Annotated in this window: 13 protein-coding genes and 9 tRNA genes; 4 read left to right on the top strand and 18 right to left on the bottom strand. The window is 65.2% G+C overall.

Annotation, left to right across the window (positions count from 1 at the left end):
* Positions 1-51 precede the first annotated feature (51 nt).
* Complete coding sequence (locus tag PO768_RS13620; protein ID WP_272646487.1) at positions 52-984, bottom strand: electron transfer flavoprotein subunit alpha/FixB family protein; 933 nt, start codon at positions 982-984, stop codon at positions 52-54.
* Between the two features lie 74 nt (positions 985-1,058).
* Positions 1,059-1,808, bottom strand: coding sequence for an electron transfer flavoprotein subunit beta/FixA family protein (locus PO768_RS13615; protein ID WP_137941728.1), 750 nt, complete (start codon positions 1,806-1,808; stop codon positions 1,059-1,061).
* A 166-nt stretch (positions 1,809-1,974) separates the two neighbouring features.
* Here PO768_RS13615 and murI point away from each other — a divergent pair, with 166 nt between their 5' ends.
* Positions 1,975-2,769 (top strand): glutamate racemase, encoded by a 795-nt coding sequence (gene murI, locus PO768_RS13610; protein WP_272646486.1) that lies wholly within the window; start codon positions 1,975-1,977, stop codon positions 2,767-2,769.
* Here murI and PO768_RS13605 read toward each other — a convergent pair.
* The 16 genes from PO768_RS13605 to PO768_RS13530 form a co-directional block, all read right to left on the bottom strand.
* The gene (locus tag PO768_RS13605) at positions 2,766-4,091 is read right to left on the bottom strand and encodes an MFS transporter (protein WP_440401928.1); all 1,326 of its coding nucleotides are present in this window, start codon (positions 4,089-4,091) and stop codon (positions 2,766-2,768) included. The two genes, murI and PO768_RS13605, sit on opposite strands and share 4 nt — an antisense overlap.
* Positions 4,091-4,177 (bottom strand) — tRNA-Leu (locus tag PO768_RS13600). The genes PO768_RS13605 and PO768_RS13600 overlap by 1 nt, the downstream gene beginning before the upstream one ends.
* 64 nt (positions 4,178-4,241) lie before the next feature.
* A tRNA-Gly gene (locus PO768_RS13595) sits at positions 4,242-4,317 on the bottom strand.
* A gap of 59 nt (positions 4,318-4,376) precedes the next feature.
* A tRNA-Gly gene (locus tag PO768_RS13590) sits at positions 4,377-4,452 on the bottom strand.
* Between the two features lie 59 nt (positions 4,453-4,511).
* Positions 4,512-4,587: transfer RNA gene (locus tag PO768_RS13585), tRNA-Gly, on the bottom strand.
* Between the two features lie 59 nt (positions 4,588-4,646).
* A tRNA-Gly gene (locus PO768_RS13580) sits at positions 4,647-4,722 on the bottom strand.
* Between the two features lie 10 nt (positions 4,723-4,732).
* A tRNA-Cys gene (locus PO768_RS13575) sits at positions 4,733-4,806 on the bottom strand.
* A gap of 86 nt (positions 4,807-4,892) precedes the next feature.
* A tRNA-Gly gene (locus tag PO768_RS13570) sits at positions 4,893-4,968 on the bottom strand.
* Between the two features lie 59 nt (positions 4,969-5,027).
* A tRNA-Gly gene (locus PO768_RS13565) sits at positions 5,028-5,103 on the bottom strand.
* Between the two features lie 131 nt (positions 5,104-5,234).
* Positions 5,235-7,646 carry an endopeptidase La gene (gene lon, locus PO768_RS13560; protein WP_272646485.1) on the bottom strand — a complete coding sequence of 804 codons (2,412 nt, stop codon included), beginning with the start codon at positions 7,644-7,646 and terminating at the stop codon, positions 5,235-5,237.
* A gap of 72 nt (positions 7,647-7,718) precedes the next feature.
* On the bottom strand, positions 7,719-8,987 hold the full coding sequence (gene clpX, locus PO768_RS13555) for an ATP-dependent Clp protease ATP-binding subunit ClpX (protein WP_272646484.1): 1,269 nt from the start codon (positions 8,985-8,987) through the stop codon (positions 7,719-7,721).
* Between the two features lie 114 nt (positions 8,988-9,101).
* Positions 9,102-9,710, bottom strand: coding sequence for an ATP-dependent Clp endopeptidase proteolytic subunit ClpP (clpP, locus tag PO768_RS13550; protein WP_272646483.1), 609 nt, complete (start codon positions 9,708-9,710; stop codon positions 9,102-9,104).
* 126 nt (positions 9,711-9,836) lie between these two features.
* A complete protein-coding gene (tig, locus tag PO768_RS13545) occupies positions 9,837-11,150 on the bottom strand; it encodes a trigger factor (protein WP_272646482.1) in 1,314 nt (437 codons plus the stop codon).
* Positions 11,151-11,173: 23 nt separating this feature from the next.
* Positions 11,174-11,260, bottom strand: a tRNA-Leu gene (locus PO768_RS13540).
* Between the two features lie 129 nt (positions 11,261-11,389).
* Positions 11,390-14,530, bottom strand: a complete 3,141-nt coding sequence (locus PO768_RS13535; RefSeq protein WP_262969587.1) for an efflux RND transporter permease subunit — start codon at positions 14,528-14,530, stop codon at positions 11,390-11,392.
* Between the two features lie 18 nt (positions 14,531-14,548).
* Positions 14,549-15,652 carry an efflux RND transporter periplasmic adaptor subunit gene (locus PO768_RS13530; RefSeq protein WP_272646481.1) on the bottom strand — a complete coding sequence of 368 codons (1,104 nt, stop codon included), beginning with the start codon at positions 15,650-15,652 and terminating at the stop codon, positions 14,549-14,551.
* A gap of 142 nt (positions 15,653-15,794) precedes the next feature.
* On the opposite strand from PO768_RS13530, the gene hpnC reads away from it, so the two are divergent.
* From hpnC to PO768_RS13515, 3 genes are all read left to right on the top strand, one after another.
* Positions 15,795-16,658: a squalene synthase HpnC gene (gene hpnC / locus PO768_RS13525; protein ID WP_272646480.1), complete on the top strand. Its 864-nt coding sequence runs from the start codon at positions 15,795-15,797 to the stop codon at positions 16,656-16,658.
* Complete coding sequence (gene hpnD, locus PO768_RS13520) at positions 16,655-17,503, top strand: presqualene diphosphate synthase HpnD (protein ID WP_272646479.1); 849 nt, start codon at positions 16,655-16,657, stop codon at positions 17,501-17,503. The genes hpnC and hpnD overlap by 4 nt, the downstream gene beginning before the upstream one ends.
* Positions 17,500-17,612: FAD-dependent oxidoreductase (locus tag PO768_RS13515; protein WP_272646499.1), on the top strand; the 113-nt coding region annotated here is incomplete at its 3' end. The genes hpnD and PO768_RS13515, both read left to right, overlap by 4 nt.

Raw genomic sequence — 17,612 nt, 5'->3', positions numbered from 1 at the left:
GGGCGCCGCGACCAGACAGTCGGGCGCCCTTCATCGGTTTCGAGCGGGCGCTCAGAGGGCGTTGATCAGCTCGGGCACGGCGGTGAACAGATCGGCTTCCAGGCCGTAGTCGGCCACCGAGAAAATCGGCGCTTCCGGATCCTTGTTGATCGCGACGATCACCTTGGAGTCCTTCATGCCGGCAAGGTGCTGGATCGCGCCGGAGATGCCGGCAGCGATATAGAGCTGGGGCGCGACGATCTTGCCGGTCTGGCCGACCTGCCAGTCGTTCGGCGCGTAGCCGGCATCCACGGCGGCGCGCGAGGCGCCCAGCGCCGCGCCGAGCTTGTCGGCCAGCGGGGTCAGCACTTCATTGAACTTGTCGCTGCTGCCCAGGGCGCGGCCACCGGAGACGATGATCTTGGCGGCGGTCAGCTCGGGGCGGTCGCTCTTGGTCACTTCACGGCCGGCGAAGCTGCTCTTGCCGGAATCGGTGGCGGCGGCCAGCGTTTCGACGGCGGCCGAACCGCCCGCAGCGGCGGCGGCGTCAAAGCCGGTCGTTCGCACGGTCAGCACCTTGGTGGCGTCGCTGGACTGCACGGTGGCGATCGCGTTGCCGGCGTAGATCGGGCGCTCGAAGGTGTCGGCGCTGATGACCTTGGTGACATCGCTCAGCTGGGCCACGTCCAGCAGGGCCGCGACGCGCGGCGCGACGTTCTTGCCGGAGGCGGTGGCCGGGAACAGGATGTGGCTGTAGCCACCGGCGATGGCCACCACTTGCGCGGCCAGGTTCTCGGCCAGGCCATCGGCCAGCTGGGCAGCGTCGGCATGCAGCACCTTGCTGACGCCAGCGATCTGCGCGGCAGCGGCGGCAGCGGCGGCGGCATTGGAGCCGGCGACCAGCACGTGGACATCACCACCACAGGCGGCGGCAGCGGTGACGGTGTTCAGCGTCGCGCCCTTGATGGAGGCGTTGTCGTGTTCAGCAATTACGAGAGAGGTCATTCATTTCTCCAGACTTCTAGTCAGTTGAGGACAGAGCTACTCGCTACGCTCGGGCGGTCTGTCCCGCAAGGCCATTAAATGACCTTCGCTTCATTCTTCAACTTGTTCACCAGCGTGGCCACATCCGGCACCTTGATGCCGGCGCTGCGCTTGGGCGGCTCCTCGACCTTCAGGGTCTTGATGCGCGGCGCCACGTCCACGCCCAGATCGGCCGGCTTGACGATGTCGAGCTGCTTCTTCTTGGCCTTCATGATGTTGGGCAGGGTCACGTAGCGCGGCTCGTTCAGGCGCAGATCGGTCGTGATCACGGCCGGCAGGCTCAGCTTGACGGTTTCCAGGCCGCCGTCGACTTCGCGGGTCACGGAGACCTTGCCGTCGGCGACTTCGACCTTGGAGGCGAAGGTGCCCTGCGGCAGGCCGGCCAGCGCGGCCAGCATCTGGCCGGTCTGGTTGCAATCGTCGTCGATGGCCTGCTTGCCGAGAATCACCAGCTGCGGCTGCTCCTTGTCGACCAGGGCCTTAAGGATCTTGGCCACGGCCAGCGGCTGCAGCTCGGCGTCGGTCTCGACCAGGATGGCCCGGTCAGCACCGATGGCCATCGCGGTGCGCAGGGTTTCCTGGCACTGCGTCACACCGCAGGAGACGGCGATCACCTCGGTGACCACGCCTTTTTCCTTCAGGCGCACGGCTTCTTCGACGGCGATCTCGTCAAAGGGGTTCATGGACATCTTCACATTGGCGATGTCCACACCGGTGCCGTCGCTCTTGACGCGCACCTTGACGTTGTAATCGACCACTCGTTTGACAGGAACCAAGACCTTCATCGAAGTACTCCAAGGCTAATTGACGTTAACGTTAATCGGATTCTACGGGCCAGCCCCGGCAACGCTGAGTCATCCAGGCGTCAAATGTCCGAAAAAATAGCACGACCGTTCTATTCTAGCGACGTCTTGGGCGCGAGCGGCCCGACAAACTAGACTGCGCAACCTGATGACAAGCACCTTCAGCCCCACTTCCCCCTGCCTGGGCGTTTTCGATTCCGGTGTCGGCGGCCTGACCGTGCTGCGCGAATTGCGCGAGGCCCTGCCGGGTGCGCCGCTGCACTATCTGGCCGATACCGCTTATGCGCCCTATGGCGAGAAAAGCAGCGACTTCATCGCCGCCCGCAGCCTGATGATCGGCGAGTACCTGCTGAACCGAGGTGCGGTGATGCTGGTCGTCGCCTGCAATACGGCCACCGCCCACGCGGTCAACGCCTTGCGCGAGCGCTGGCCCGAGCTGCCCATCGTCGGCATCGAACCCGGCATCAAGCCGGCCGTGGCGGCTAGCCGCAATGGCCGCATCGGCGTGCTGGCCACACCGGCCACCATCGCCAGCGCGCGCTACCAAACCTTGATTGAGGCCCATGCCCGAGGCGTGCAGGTCTTCAGCCAGCCCTGCCCCGGACTGGCCGACCTGATCGAGACCGGTGAGTTGGACAGCCCGGCCCTGCGGGGCCTGATCGAGCGCTGCTGCGCACCGCTGCGCGAGGCCGGTGTCGACACCGTGCTGATGGGCTGCACCCATTACCCGCTGGTCCAGCCCCTGTTCCAGCAAGCACTGGGCCCAGAGGTCCAGCTGCTGAAGATCGAGGCGGCCGTTGCCAAGCAGGCTCAGCGTTATTGGGCCGGGGATGGTCAACCGAGCCTGGTCCTGGAAAGCACCGGCGACCCCGCCATACTGAGGCGCCTGGCCGCTAGCGCCATGGGTGGAACCACGCCGTCAACGCGCCAGGTCCGAATCTAAGCGCGCGCGGCCGCTACGCCGCGCTGCACATTGACGCCGGCCAACACCCACCAGCCCAGCAGGAAGAAGACGCCGGTGCTGAGGATGGCCAGGCGATGGTTACCGGCCGTCAGCCAGGTCACCAGGCCATAGGTCAGCGGCCCGATGATGGCCGCCAGCCGGGTCGCAAAAGCCCACAGGCCGAAGAACTCGGCCAGGCTGGCCGGCGGCGCCAGCGCGCCGACCATCGCTCGGCCGCAGGACTGGCTCGAGCCCATGCACAGGCCCGCCAGCACGGCGGCCACCCAGAACAACGCCGGCCCCTGAGCGACAAAGGCCAGCAGAATCATCGCCACCCAGCCCAGCAGGGTGAACTTCAAGGCCCGGCTGTGGCCGACACGATCCTCGAAATAGCCGAAAACAAAGGCTCCGACCGCCGACGCGATATTGACCAGGAACACCAAAGCCATGGTCTCGGCCTGCTTGAAGCCCAGGGTCTGCTCGGCATAGACCGCCGCCAAGGCGATCACCACCGCAATGCCCGCCTGATAGCTGACACCACAGGCCAGAAAGCGCATGAAATCGGGGTAGCGCCGCGCCCGCTGCCAGGACGCCTTCAGGCGATTCAGCGCCGATTGCGCCGGCGCCGGCTGCGTCTGAACCTGGGCGCGCTCGCGCAGCAGCACAAAGGTCGGCAGCGCGGCCAGCGCGTAGACACCGGCCGTGATGTACATGGTCACCGGCACAAACTCGCTGGCGCTCAGCCCCGCCGCCTGCGCATGCAGCACATAGGCCAGGCTCAGGCCCAGCGCCAGCATGCCGCCGAAATAGCCGAAGGCCCAGCCCCAGCCGGACACCCGCCCCAGCGAATCGCGCCGCGCCAGTTCGGGCAGGAAAGCCCCGATCAAGGCCTCGCCGCAGGCATAGCAGGTGTTGGAGACAACGACCGCCAGAGCGGCCCAAGCCAGTTGTCCCTGACCGGCCAGGCCCAGCCCTATCGTCGAGATGACGCAGCCCGTGGTCATCAGCATCAGCAGCCGCTTCTTGGCCGCGCGCGCATCGGCATAAGCCCCCAGCGCCGGCATGATCAGCATGACGAGAAAGCTGGACAGCGCGATCAGCGAGGTCCACAGCAAGGTGGCCGAAGCGCTGGACTGCGCGATGACGCCAACGAAGTAGGCGTTATAGACGGCGGTCAGCACCACCGTGGTGTAGCCGGAGTTGGCGAAGTCATACATCGACCAGCCGAACACCTCACGCTTCTTGACGCCCGGATTCAGCAACTCTTGTGCAAACAGTCCCACCGCCACCCCTCGTTGGTCGTTATGGCCCTCGAAGGGCATGGTGCCCGGGACGGGACTTGAACCCGTACGACCGCAAGGTCGGCGGATTTTAAGTCCGCTGCGTCTACCAATTTCACCACCCGGGCGTGGGCTGCATTATCACTGCGGCACAAATGAGAAAGGGAAGCCATCAGGCTTCCCTTTTCATTTTGGAGCGGGTAACGAGGCTCGAACTCGTGACCTCGACCTTGGCAAGGTCGCGCTCTACCAACTGAGCTACACCCGCATTTCATTCGCCGCATTTTGTCCGGCCTGCTGGCCGAACCCGGTGCGAACCGGTTTTTTTGGAGCGGGTAACGAGGCTCGAACTCGTGACCTCGACCTTGGCAAGGTCGCGCTCTACCAACTGAGCTACACCCGCATTTCATTCGCCGCATTTTGTCCGGCCTGCTGGCCGAACCCGGTGCGAACCGGTTTTTTTGGAGCGGGTAACGAGGCTCGAACTCGTGACCTCGACCTTGGCAAGGTCGCGCTCTACCAACTGAGCTACACCCGCATTTCATTCGACGCATTGTGTCCGGCCTGCTGGCCGACCCCGGGGCGAACCGGTTTTTTTGGAGCGGGTACCGAGGCTCGAACTCGTGACCTCGACCTTGGCAAGGTCGCGCTCTACCAACTGAGCTACACCCGCATTGAATTCTTGGAGGCGCGGTCCGGAGTCGAACCGGACTAACCGGATTTGCAATCCGGGGCATAACCGCTTTGCTACCGCGCCTTAGAAATCAGATTTTCTTACCGCCATCACTGCTTTTGGTGAAGCACTGATGGAAATGGGAAGCCGGGGCTTCCCATTTATATGCCTGGAGCGGGTAACGAGGCTCGAACTCGTGACCTCGACCTTGGCAAGGTCGCGCTCTACCAACTGAGCTACACCCGCATTTCATTAGCAGACTGTTGTCAAGCCTGCTGGCCGAACCCGGTGCGAACCGGTTTTTGTGGAGCGGGTAACGAGGCTCGAACTCGTGACCTCGACCTTGGCAAGGTCGCGCTCTACCAACTGAGCTACACCCGCATAGTTTCAACACACTGCTCGCTGGATGTTTGAATTTCTTCAATCGTCCTGCGCCGTTTGCGCTGAAGCAGCTATTCTATACCGGATTTTAGAACTCACGCAAGGCCTCCAGGCCTTGCATGACTCAAATCTCAGTGCGTCGCCGCCGGAGGCGCCGCCACGGCCGCGTCGGCCGTGGCCGCCCCGGCCGGCTCTTCATCAGGCCGTGCCCCCGGCCTCGACTCCAGCGCCCCGTCCAGCACCCGATCACTCCAGCGCCCCGGCACGATCTCGAGCTGGTTCTTGACGTTCTCCGGAATGTCCTGCAGGTCCTTGACGTTCTCTTCCGGAATCATCACGGTCTTGATGCCACCACGGTGCGCAGCCAGCAGCTTTTCCTTCAGGCCGCCGATCGCGGTGACCTCGCCACGCAGCGTGATTTCGCCGGTCATCGCCACATCGGCACGCACCGGGATGCCCGTCAGCGCCGAGACAAAGGCCGTCGTCATCGCCGCGCCGGCACTGGGACCGTCCTTGGGCGTCGCGCCATCGGGCACATGGATGTGCACATCGCGCTTCTCGAAGGCCTCGTCCTTGATGCCCAGGCGGCGGGCGCGCGAACGCACGACGGTGCGGGCCGCCTCGACCGATTCCTTCATCACATCGCCCAGCGAACCGGTGCGGATGATGTTGCCCTTGCCCGGCATCGCTGTCGCCTCGATGGTCAGCAGATCGCCACCCACCTCGGTCCAGGCCAGACCGACCACCTGGCCGACCTGGTTCTTCTTCTCGGCACGGCCGAAGTCGTACTTGCGCACGCCCAGGAAGTCGTTGAGGTTGTCCTCGGTAACGACAGCTTGGCCCTCGACGGTCTTCAGCGCCAGATTCTTCACCACCTTGCGGCAGATCTTGGAGATCTCGCGTTCCAGCGAGCGCACGCCAGCCTCGCGGGTGTAGTAGCGGATGATGCCGCGGATGGCCGACTCGGTGACGTCCATCTCCTCGTCCTTGACGCCATTGTTCTTGCGCTGCTTGGGCAGCAAGTAGCGCTGGGCGATATTGACCTTCTCGTCCTCGGTGTAGCCGGACAGGCGAATGACCTCCATCCGGTCCAGCAGGGCCGGCGGGATATTCATCGAGTTCGAGGTGGCCACGAACATCACATCGCTGAGGTCGAAATCGACCTCGACGTAATGGTCGCCGAAGGTGTGGTTCTGCTCGGGGTCCAGAACCTCCAGCAGCGCCGATGACGGATCACCGCGGAAATCCATGCCCAGCTTGTCGATCTCGTCGAGCAGGAACAGCGGATTGCGCGTGCCGACCTTGGACAGCGACTGCAGCACCTTGCCCGGCATAGAGCCGATATAGGTGCGGCGGTGGCCGCGGATCTCGGCCTCGTCTCGCACACCGCCCAAGGCCATGCGCACGAACTTGCGGCCGGTGGCGCGCGCCACCGACTGACCCAGCGAGGTCTTGCCGACACCCGGGGGGCCGACCAGGCACAGGATGGGCGCCTTGACCTTGTCGACGCGCTGTTGCACCGCGAGGTACTCGAGGATGCGGTCCTTGACCTTGTCCAGGCCGTAATGGTCTTCATTCAGCACGCCTTCGGCATTGCTGAGGTCGTACTTGATCTTGGTCTTCTTGCTCCAGGGGAGGTTGACCAGGGTCTCGATGTAGTTGCGCACCACGGTGGCTTCGGCCGACATCGGCGACATCAGCTTGAGCTTCTTCAACTCGCTGTCGGCCTTCTTGCGGGCTTCCTTGGGCATGCGGGCAGCTTGGATCTTCTTGTCCAGGTCTTCGAGGTCCGCGCCCTCTTCGCCGTCGCCCAGTTCCTTCTGGATCGCCTTGACCTGCTCGTTCAGGTAGTACTCGCGCTGGCTCTTCTCCATCTGGCGCTTGACGCGACCACGGATGCGCTTTTCGACCTGCAGGATATCGACCTCGTGCTCGAGCAGATCAAGCAGCTTCTCCAGGCGCTTGCCGACCTCGGACAGGTCCAGCACCGACTGCTTGGCGTCGAGCTTGAGCGGCAGATGCGCGGCGATGGTGTCGGCCAGGCGACCGGCATCGTCGATGCCGGCGATCGAGGTAAGGATCTCGGGCGGGATCTTCTTGTTGAGCTTGACGTACTGGTCAAACTGCTGGGTCACCGCGCGACGCAGCGCCTCGACCTCGGGCTTGGTATCGGCCTCCGGCGGAATCGGCACGACCTCGGCAACAAAGTGTTCCTCGGTCTCGGTGATGCTGCTGGTGCTGGCGCGCTGCAGACCTTCGACCAGCACCTTGACCGTGCCATCGGGCAACTTGAGCATCTGCAGAATGCTGGAGACGCAGCCAACCTCGAACATATCGTCGGGCTTGGGTTCGTCCTTGCCGGCGGCCTTCTGGGCCACCAGCATGATTTGACGACCGGCTTCCATCGCGGCTTCCAAAGCCTTGATGGACTTGGGGCGCCCGACGAACAGCGGGATCACCATATGCGGGAACACCACCACATCGCGCAGCGGCAGCAGCGGCAGGGTGATGGGTTCGGCGGGCAGAACGGGATGACCGGACATGAAAACCTCTCTTTCTCAGGCCCATCTGCGGCCTGAGGGGGTAAATGCAAGACGCCGAAGGGGAAGGATAGATCAGGCGCTGGCCTTGGCCTGCTCGCGATACACGAGCAGGGGTTTGGCCTCTTCCTCGATGTTGTGCTCGTCCAGCACCACCTTGGCCACACCATCCAGGGCGGGCAGTTCGAACATGGTGTCGATCAGCGACTGCTCCATGATGGAGCGCAGGCCGCGGGCACCGGTCTTGCGGGCCAAGGCCTTGCGGGCAATCGCCGCCAGGCCGGAGGGTCGCACTTCCAGCTCCACACCGTCCATCGCGAACAACTGCTGGTACTGCTTCAGCAAGGCGTTCTTGGGCTCGGTCAGGATCTGCACCAGCGCGTCCTCGGTCAGCTCGCCCAAGGTGGCCACGACCGGCAGACGGCCGACCAGTTCGGGAATCAGACCGAACTTGATCAGATCCTCGGGCTCGACCTCGCGGAAGACCTCGGAGACGCGGCGCTCGGTCTTGGTCTTGACCGTCGCGCCAAAGCCGATGCCCGACTTCTCGGAGCGGTTCTGGATGACCTTCTCCAGGCCATCGAAAGCACCGCCGCAGATGAACAGGATGTTGGTCGTGTCGATCTGCAGGAAGTCCTGGTTCGGATGCTTGCGCCCGCCCTGCGGCGGCACCGAAGCCATCGTGCCCTCGACCAGCTTCAGCAAGGCCTGCTGCACGCCCTCGCCCGAGACATCGCGGGTGATTGAGGGGTTGTCGGCCTTGCGGCTGATCTTGTCGATCTCGTCGATGTAGACGATGCCGCGCTGGGCGCGCTCGACATCGTAATTGCAGTTCTGCAGCAGCTTCTGGATGATGTTCTCGACATCCTCGCCGACATAGCCGGCCTCGGTCAGCGTGGTCGCATCAGCGATCACGAAGGGGACATTCAGCAGGCGCGCCAGGGTCTGGGCCAGCAGGGTCTTGCCGGAGCCGGTGGGGCCGATCAAGAGGATGTTGCTCTTGGACAGCTCGACCGAATCCTTGTTGCCGGCCATATGGCGCAGGCGCTTGTAATGGTTGTAGACCGCCACCGCCAGGGTGCGCTTGGCGACGTCCTGGCCAATCACATAGTTGTCGAGGCTGGCCTTGATCTCGCTGGGCACGGGCAGATCGGACTTGCTGGCGCGCGCCGGCGTGCTGTCGGCGGGCACTTCATCGCGAATGATGTCGTTGCACAGCTCGATGCACTCGTCGCAGATGAATACCGACGGGCCGGCGATGAGCTTCTTCACCTCATGCTGGCTCTTGCCGCAGAAGGAGCAGTACAAGACTTTTTCGCTGGAGTTGCCTTTTTTCTCGGCCATGGATCTGCTTCAAATTCAGGCGTGAGTGCCTGATGGGATGATAGTTCAAACGCCGACGGGGCCCTTGCGTCGATAAGGGCCCCGATCCAGCACCAGTTGAGTCCGGCCCCGAGTTCAGGGGCGCTTTTCGAGCACCTGATCGATCAGGCCGTAGCTCTGCGCCTCGGGAGCGGACATGAAATAGTCGCGCTCGGTGTCCAGCTGGATCTTCTCCAGGCTCTGACCGGTACGCTCTGCCAGGATGCGATTGAGCTGCTCGCGGGTCTTCAGGATCTCGCGGGCATGGATCTCGATGTCCGTGGCCTGGCCCTGGGCGCCGCCCAGCGGCTGGTGGATCATGATCTTGGCATTGGGCAGCGACATGCGCTTGCCCTTGGCGCCGGCCGCCAGCAGGAAGGCGCCCATGCTGGCCGCCATGCCCATGCACAGGGTCGCCACCTGGGGCTTGATGAAATTCATCGTGTCGAAGATCGACATGCCGGCCGAGACGCTGCCGCCGGGGGAGTTGATATAGAGGGAAATGTCCTTGTCCGGATTTTCGCTTTCCAGGAACAGCAGCTGGGCCACCACCAGATTGGCCACCGCGTCATTGACCGGGCCGACCAGGAAGACGATGCGCTCACGCAGCAGGCGGCTGTAGATGTCATAGGCGCGCTCGCCGCGGCCCGATTGTTCGATGACGATGGGCACCTTGCCCAGATTGCTTGTTTCCAGCGCGCTCATGAATGTCCTCGCAAGTGAGGCTTTGTTATTGGGGCTGATTATGTCGCTTCAAGACGGGAGGCCGCAGAAAGGGCAAAGGCGCCGGCCTTGCGGCGCGGCGCCCTTGCGCTCAGCTCAGACCAACGCTCAGTTGGCGGTCGCCATCAGCTCGTCGAACGGCAGGGCCTTGTCGGTGACCTTGACCTTGGACAGCACAAAGTCCGTCACATTGTTCTCGATCACGACGGCCTCGACCTCGGCCAGACGCTCGCGGTCGCTCAGATACCAGCGCACCACCTCGGCCGGCTTCTCGTAGCTCTGCGCCAGCTCTTCGATATGGGCTTGCAGCTGCTCGGGCTTGGCCTGCAGGCTGGTGGCGCGCACCAGCTCGGCCACCACCAAGCCCAGGCGCACGCGGCGCTCGGCCTGGGGCTTGAACAGCTCCTCGGGGATCGGCGCCTTGTCGGCGTCCTTGATGCCACGCTTCTTCAGATCCTCGCGGGCATTGGCGACCAGGCGCTCGGTCTCGCTGGCGATCAGCGCGTTCGGCACGTCCAGCTCGGCAGAAGCCACCAGAGCGTCCATCACGGCGCCCTTGTTGCGGGCCAGCACGCGGAACTTGACCTCGCGCTCGAGATTCTTCTTGATGTCGGCGCGCAGCGCCTCGACCGTGGCTTCCTTGATGCCCAGCGACTTGGCAAAGGCCTCGTTCACTTCGGGCAGGTGCTGGGCCTCGATCTTCTTCAAGGTCACCAGGAAGTCGGCTTCCTTGCCGGCCACGTCCTTGCCGTGGTAGTCCTCAGGGAAGGCCAGCGGGAAGGTCTTGGACTCGCCCGACTTCATGCCGCGCACGGCCTTCTCGAAGGCTTCCAGCATCTGGCCTTCGCCGATGATGAACTGGAAGGCCTCGGCCTTGCCGCCGGCGAAGGGCTCGCCGTCGATCTTGCCTTCGAAGTCGATCGTGACGCGGTCCTCGTCGCTGGCAGCCTCGGCGGCGGCGCGCTGAGCGAAGGTGCGACGCTGCTTGCGCAGGATCTCGACGGTCTTGTCGATCGCGGCATCGGTCACTTCGCTGCCGATGCGCTCGACTTCGGCGGCCGACAGGTCGCCGATCTTGACCTCGGGATAGACCTCGAAGGTGGCGTCAAACGCCATCTGGCCTTCGCCGGCCTCGTCCTTCTGGGCGATGCGGGGCATGCCGGCCACGCGCAGCTTGGCTTCGTTGGCGGCGCTGGAGAAGGCCTCGCCCAGCTTGTCGTTCATGACCTCGTACTGGACCGAGTAGCCATAACGCTGGGTGACCACGCTCATCGGCACCTTGCCGGGGCGGAAGCCGTCGGCCTTGACCGTGCGGGCCAGCTTCTTCAAACGGGTTTCGACTTCGCTGTTGATGTCAGCGGCCGCCAGCGTGAGCGTGATGCGGCGTTCGAGCTTTTCGAGGGTTTCGACGGTGACAGCCATAGTTGACTCAATACAAAGTTATCTGGTGCGCGGGGCCGGACTCGAACCGGCACGCCCGTGAAGGCGTCAGGACCTAAACCTGGTGCGTCTACCAATTTCGCCACCCGCGCGAGTGGATCCAGGATTGTGTTGACGCCGAAGAAGATCCCCGGCGCCGCCTCAACCCTGTGGCAATTCGGCAAACCGGAGATTGTAGCCTCTCGCCGGCATGAAAATTTGGCCCAGGTAAACCCGGGCTGTCAGAAGCGCGACGCGGCGTCGCTGGGGCGCTGGATGCGGAACCAGGCCGCATACATCGCCGGCAGCGCCAGCAGGGTCAGCGCGGTCGCGACGATCAGGCCGCCCATGATGGCCACGGCCATCGGCCCCCAGAACACCGAGCGCGACAGGGGCACCATGGCCAGCACGGCGGCCGCGGCCGTCAGCACGATGGGCCGGAAGCGCCGCACGGCCGACTCGACAATCGCCTGCCAGGCCGGCACCCCGCGCTCGCGGTCCTGCTCGATCTGGTCGATCAGGATCACCGAGTTGCGCATGATCATGCCCATCAGCGCGATCACGCCCAGCAGCGCGACAAAGCCGAAAGGCCGGTCCAGCAGCAGCAGCGCCGCCGCCACGCCGGCAATGCCCAGCGGCCCGGTCAGGAACACCAGCATCGAGCGCGAGAAGCTCTGGAGCTGCAGCATCAGCAAGGTGAAAGTGATGAACAGCATGATGGGCACACCGGCCGCGATCGAGCCCTGGCCCTTGCTGCTTTCCTCCACCGCCCCGGCCACATCGATCGAATAGCCCAGCGGCATCTTGGCCTGCAGCTCCTTGAGCTGCGGCCAGATCTGGGCCGAGACCGTGGCTCCTTGCAGGCCCTCGGCCACATCGCCCTGCACGGTGATCGCGTAATTGCGGCCCTCGCGCTGCAGCAGACCCGGCTCCCATTCGAAGCTGACCTTGGCGATCTGGGTCAGCGGAATGCTGCGCCCGCTGGCGGTCGGCACATAGGCATTGCCCAGATCGGTGATGGCCTCGCGCTCGGCCAGCGGCTGGCGCAGCACGATGTCGATCAGCTTGTCGCCCTCGCGGTACTGGCCTATCGTGCTGCCGGACAGCAGGGTGCGCGAGGCCTGCGCCAGGCTCTGGCTGCTGACGCCCAGCGCGCGCGCCTTGTCCTGATCAACCTCCAGGCGCAGCGACTTGACCGACTCGTTCCAGTTGTCGTTGACGCCGCGCATATTCGGGTTGGCGCGCAGAATCGCCTTGGCCTGGTCGGCCCACAGCCGCACGGTCGCGACATCGCTGCCGGCGACGCGGAACTGCACCGGATACGACACCGGCGGCCCGTTGGGGAGCAGCTTGACGCGGCTGCGCACCTCGGGGAACTCGGCCGCCACCAGCGCCGGCAGGCGCTTGCGCAAGGCCTCGCGCTCGCGCAGATTCTTCGGCAGCACGATGGCCTGGCTGACGTTGGGCGCCGGGAAGATCTGGTCCAGCGGCAGATAAAAGCGCGGCACGCCGCTGCCTATCCAGGTGCTGACCGAGTCGACACCCGGCTCGCGCATCATGCGTGCCTCAAAGCGCTGCGCGATCGCGCGGCTCTGCTCTATCGTCGCGCCCTCGGGCAGCGTGAAGTCGACCAGGATCTCCGGGCGGCTGGAGTCCGGGAAGAACTGCTGCTGCACCCGCCCCATGCCGACTAGGCCCAACGCGAAGATCAGCACCGTCATGCCGATGGTCTTCCAGCGGTTCTGCACGCACCACAGCACCAGGCGGCGAAAGCGGTTGTAGAACGGCGTGTCGAACAGCTCATGCGCCCCGCCCTCGCCGGCCACATGGCTGCGCAGCAGCAGCGAGCCCAGATAGGGCACGAAATAGATAGACACCACCCAGGAGATCACCAGCGCGGCCGCCGTCACCGCGAAGATCGCGAAGGTGTATTCGCCGGTGGCCGACTGGGCCATGCCGATGGGCAGGAAGCCCACCGCCGTGATCAGGGTGCCGGTCAGCATGGGCATTGCCGTCGCGTCATAGGCAAAGGTCGCGGCGTGCATCTTGTCGTAGCCCTCTTCGAGCTTGCGCACCATCATCTCGACCGCAATGATGGCGTCGTCGACCAGCAGGCCCAGCGCGATGATCAGCGAGCCCAGCGAGATCTTGTGCAGGCCCACGCTCCAGTAAAACATCGTCACAAAGGTGATCGCCAGCACCAGCGGGATCGTGATCGCCACCACCAGGCCGGGCCAGATGTCGATGCGCAGCGGCTTGGTGTGCAGACCCAGCGCGATGAAGCTGACCGCCAGCACGATCACCACCGCCTCGATCAGCACCTGCACGAACTCGTTGACCGAGCGCGTCACCGCCTGCGGCTGATCCTGGATCTGTGCCAGCTCGATGCCGGCCGGCAGCTCCTTGCGGATCTTGGCGCTGGCCGCCTGCAAGGCCTTGCCCAGCGCGATGATGTCGCCGCCCTTGGACATCGAGATGCCCAGCGCCACCACATCCTTGCCCTGGTGGCGCACCATGATGGACGGCGGATCGGCATAGGCGCGCTTGATCTCCGCGATGTCGGACAGGCGGATGCTGCTGGCGATGCCGGTGGCCGGATTGATCGCGCGGATCGGAAAGTCCTTCAGCGCCTGCACCGAATTGAGCTGGCCGCCGATACGAACCTGCAGATTGCCGCTGCCGGCATTCAGCACGCCGGCGCCCTCGACGGCGTTCTGCGCCCCGAGCTGATTGATCACCTGGCCGAAGTCCAGGCCCAGTTCGGCCAGGCGCTTCTGCGAGATCTCGATGAAGAGTTTTTCCGCCTGGGCGCCAAAGGTCTCGACCTTGGCAACATCGGGCAGCTTCAGCAACTGGGCCCGCACCCGGTCGGCATGCTCGCGCAACTCCTCGCGGCTGAAACCATCGGCCGACAGCGCCAGGATGGAGCCATAGACATCGCCGAATTCGTCATTGAACAGCGGCCCGAGCACCCCCTGGGGCAGGGTGTGGCGCATATCGCCGACCTTTTTGCGCACCAGATACCAGGTGCCGGCGACCTCCTTGGCCGGCGTGCTGTCCTTCAGCTGGAACAGGGTCAGCGACTCGCCCGGCTTCGTGAAGCTGCGGATCTTGTCGGCATGGGGCACCTCCTGCAGCGTCTTCTCGATCTTGTCGGTCACCTGCTCGGCCACCTGCTGCGCGGTCGCGCCGGGCCAGAAGGCCTGGACCACCATGATGCGGAAGGTGAACGGCGGGTCCTCGTCCTGGCCCAGCTGGAAATAGGCGGCAAAGCCCATCACCATCAGCACCACCATCAGATAGCGGGTCAGGGCCGGATGCTCCAAGGCCCAGCGGGACACATTGAAGCGTGAGCCCACATAGGGCTTGGTCGAAGTGCTCATGCGCGCCTGGCCTTGTTCTTAACGGGAAGCGGCCGCGGCTGCGGGCTCGGCATAACGCTTGACCTTCAGGCCCGCAGTCAGCACATGGACACCGGCGGTCACGACTTCCTGGCCGGGCACCAGCCCGCCGGACACCACCACCTCATTGCCGTCGGCACCGGCCACCTGGATGGGCTGCAGCTTCAAGGTCATGGTCTTGCCGTCGAGCAGCCAGACCGAGGTCTTGCCCTGCTGCTCCAGCACCGCCGTCAGCGGCAGCTTGATCACATGGGCTTGCTTGGGCAGCTCCAGCAGCACGGTCGCCGTCTGGCCGAGCCGCGCATCGAGCTTGCCGGCATCGGCCTTGACCAGGAAGGTGCGCGTGGTCGGGTCCGCCGCCGCCGACACCTCGCGCAGTTGCACCGGCTGCGCCGCCTGCTCGCTGCCCCAGAGCTTGACGGTCAGCGCGCCGGGCCGACTGGCCGCCGCGCGCAGCCTGGCAATCATCTGCTCGGGCACCGAGAACACCACGTCTTTCGGCCCCGCATGGGCCAGCTGCAGCACCGGCGTGCCGGCCGCCACCACCATGCCCGGCTCGGCATACACCGCCGTGACCACACCGCCGGCATCGGCCGTCAGCTGGGCATAGGCCGACTGATTGCTCTGCGCACTGGACTGCGCCTTGGCCTGATCCAGCTGGGCCTGGGCGGCCTTGAAGGCGGCGTCGCGCCGCTCCAGCTCGGCCGCGCTGATGAAGCCCTGCTGGTGCAGCTCGATGAAACGCTTGTAGTCGGCACCGGCCTGGTCGCGGTTGACGCGGGCGGCCTGCATGCCGGCGCGCGCCGCGTCCTGGGCGAGCAGCAGGTCCTGCGCATCGATGCGGGCCAGCAGCTGACCCGGCTTGACGGTATCGCCCAGATTGACGCGGCGCTCCAGCAGCTTGCCGCTGACCCGGAAGGACAGGCGCGACTCGGTGCGGGCGCGCAGCTCGGCCGCGTACTCATGGGTCAGCCCGGCGCTGTCACTGGCCACCACCAGGGTGCGCACGGCCCGCTCGGGCTCGGGCGCGGGAGCGGGCTTGCTGCAGGCGGACAGCAGCAGGGCCGACGCCAGCAGCAGACCCAGGGATTGGACTTGGGACATGGGTAACCTCATCAAAGCCGGCAGCGCCGCAGTAACTGACTAATTGGTCAGTAATGTATTTGTCGCTTTGAGGCCTGTCAAACCCGGCTGTGCCTTGTTTTGGCGACCTCGCGCATCAGCACACCCTCCGGCTGCGCACACAATGCCGGCCGTGAGCATAGAACACTACGAAAACTTTCCCGTCGCTTCCTGGCTCTGTCCGCCGGCCCTGCGCCCGGCCATTGCCGCGATCTACCACTTCGCCCGCACCGCCGACGACATCGCCGACGAGGGCGAGGCCTCGGCCGAACAGCGCCTGGCCGAGCTGCGCGCCTACCGCGCGGATCTGCAGGCGGTCTCGCGGGGCCAGCCGCCCTCGCCGCGCTGGGCTGCCCGCGTCTTCACGCCGCTGGGCCCGGTGTTGCAGCGCCACCGGCTGCCGCTGCCCCTGCTCGAAGCGCTGCTGGACGCCTTCGAGCAGGACCTGGTCAAGACCCGCTATGCCGACCGCGCCGAGCTGCTCGATTACTGCCGCCGCTCGGCCGACCCGGTCGGTCGGCTGCTGCTGCATCTGTATGGCGTCGGCGACGCACAGGCGCTGCGCCAGTCGGACGCGATCTGCTCCAGCCTGCAGCTGATCAATTTCTGGCAGGACATGAGCCGCGACGGCCCGCGCGGCCGCGTTTACGCGCCCCAGCAAGACCTGGCACGCCACGGCCTGAGCGCCGAGGCCCTGCAGCGCTGCGAAGACAGCCCCGCCGCCCGCGCCCTGCTGCGCGAACTGTGCGACTGGGCCGAGTACCTGATGCACGAGGGCGCGCCGCTGGTGCACCGGCTGCCCGGTCGGACCGGCTGGGAGCTGCGCCTGGTGGTACAAGGCGGCCTGCGCATTCTTGCGAAAATCAAGGCCATGGATCACGCCACCCTGCTCACCCGCCCCCGTCTGCATGCGATAGACCTGCCCACGATGCTGTGGCGGGCCCTGCGTATGAATGCGAGCCAGAACGCTCGCGTGGAGGCCCAGTGACACCCGAGCAATACGTTCAGGACAAGGCGGCCAAGAGCGGATCGAGCTTCTACTACGCCTTCCTCTTCCTGCCGCCGCCGCGCCGCGCCGCGATCACCGCCTTCTACGCCTTCTGCCGCGAGATCGACGATGTGGTCGACGAAATCCAGGACCCCGGCATCGCCGCCACCAAGCTGGCCTGGTGGCGCAAGGAAGCGGCCGGCGCTTTTGCCGGCTCGCCGCAGCATCCGGCGATGAAGGCGCTGATGCCCCATGTGGCCGACTACGACATCCGGCTCGAGCATCTGATGGCCGTCATCGACGGCTGCCAGATGGACCTGGAGCAGACCCGCTATCTGGACTACCCGGGCCTGCAGCGCTACTGCCATCTGGTGGCCGGCGTGGTCGGCGAGGTGGCCTCGGGCATCTTCGGCCGCAGCGAACCGGCCACCATCGCCTACGCCCACAAGCTGGGCCAGGCCCTGCAGCTGACCAATATCATCCGCGACGTTGGCGACGATGCGCGACGCGGCCGCATCTATCTGCCGATCTCGGAGCTGCAGCAGTTCGACGTCAAGGCCCACGAAATTCTCAAGCGTGAGAAGCCCTGGGGCTATAGCGAACGCTTCAGCGCGCTGATGCAGTTCCAGGCCCGGCGTGCCCATGCGCTCTACGACGAAGCCTTCGCACTGCTGCCCGAGACCGACCGGCGCACGCAAAAGCCCGGGCTGATGATGGCCCATATCTACCGCGCGCTGCTGCGGGAGATCGAGGCCGAGCAGTTCCAGGTGCTGCATCAGCGCATCTCGCTGACGCCGCTGCGCAAGCTCTGGATCGCGATGAAGACCAATTGGCGCGGCCGGTGAAGCGCGTCGCCGTCATCGGCGGCGGCTGGGCCGGCCTGGCGGCGGCGGTGCGGGCCACCGACGCCGGGCACCGCGTCACGCTGATCGAGATGGCGCCGCAGCTGGGCGG

Origin of the sequence: Paucibacter sp. XJ19-41, assembly GCF_028462495.1 — a bacterium.
Lineage (GTDB): Bacteria > Pseudomonadota > Gammaproteobacteria > Burkholderiales > Burkholderiaceae_C > Roseateles_E.
Note: the sequence above shows the minus strand (reverse complement) of the source record. Positions and strands in the feature narration are given on the sequence as shown.

What these genes read in the sequence shown, in the direction of transcription:
- PO768_RS13620 (WP_272646487.1), bottom strand. Translation starts at nt 984, where the DNA reads ATGACCTCTCTCGTAATTGCTGAACACGACAACGCCTCCATCAAGGGC.
- PO768_RS13615 (WP_137941728.1), bottom strand. Translation starts at nt 1,808, where the DNA reads ATGAAGGTCTTGGTTCCTGTCAAACGAGTGGTCGATTACAACGTCAAG.
- murI (WP_272646486.1), top strand. Translation starts at nt 1,975, where the DNA reads ATGACAAGCACCTTCAGCCCCACTTCCCCCTGCCTGGGCGTTTTCGAT.
- PO768_RS13605 (WP_440401928.1), bottom strand. Translation starts at nt 4,091, where the DNA reads ATGCCCTTCGAGGGCCATAACGACCAACGAGGGGTGGCGGTGGGACTG.
- lon (WP_272646485.1), bottom strand. Translation starts at nt 7,646, where the DNA reads ATGTCCGGTCATCCCGTTCTGCCCGCCGAACCCATCACCCTGCCGCTG.
- clpX (WP_272646484.1), bottom strand. Translation starts at nt 8,987, where the DNA reads ATGGCCGAGAAAAAAGGCAACTCCAGCGAAAAAGTCTTGTACTGCTCC.
- clpP (WP_272646483.1), bottom strand. Translation starts at nt 9,710, where the DNA reads ATGAGCGCGCTGGAAACAAGCAATCTGGGCAAGGTGCCCATCGTCATC.
- tig (WP_272646482.1), bottom strand. Translation starts at nt 11,150, where the DNA reads ATGGCTGTCACCGTCGAAACCCTCGAAAAGCTCGAACGCCGCATCACG.
- PO768_RS13535 (WP_262969587.1), bottom strand. Translation starts at nt 14,530, where the DNA reads ATGAGCACTTCGACCAAGCCCTATGTGGGCTCACGCTTCAATGTGTCC.
- PO768_RS13530 (WP_272646481.1), bottom strand. Translation starts at nt 15,652, where the DNA reads ATGTCCCAAGTCCAATCCCTGGGTCTGCTGCTGGCGTCGGCCCTGCTG.
- hpnC (WP_272646480.1), top strand. Translation starts at nt 15,795, where the DNA reads ATGCCGGCCGTGAGCATAGAACACTACGAAAACTTTCCCGTCGCTTCC.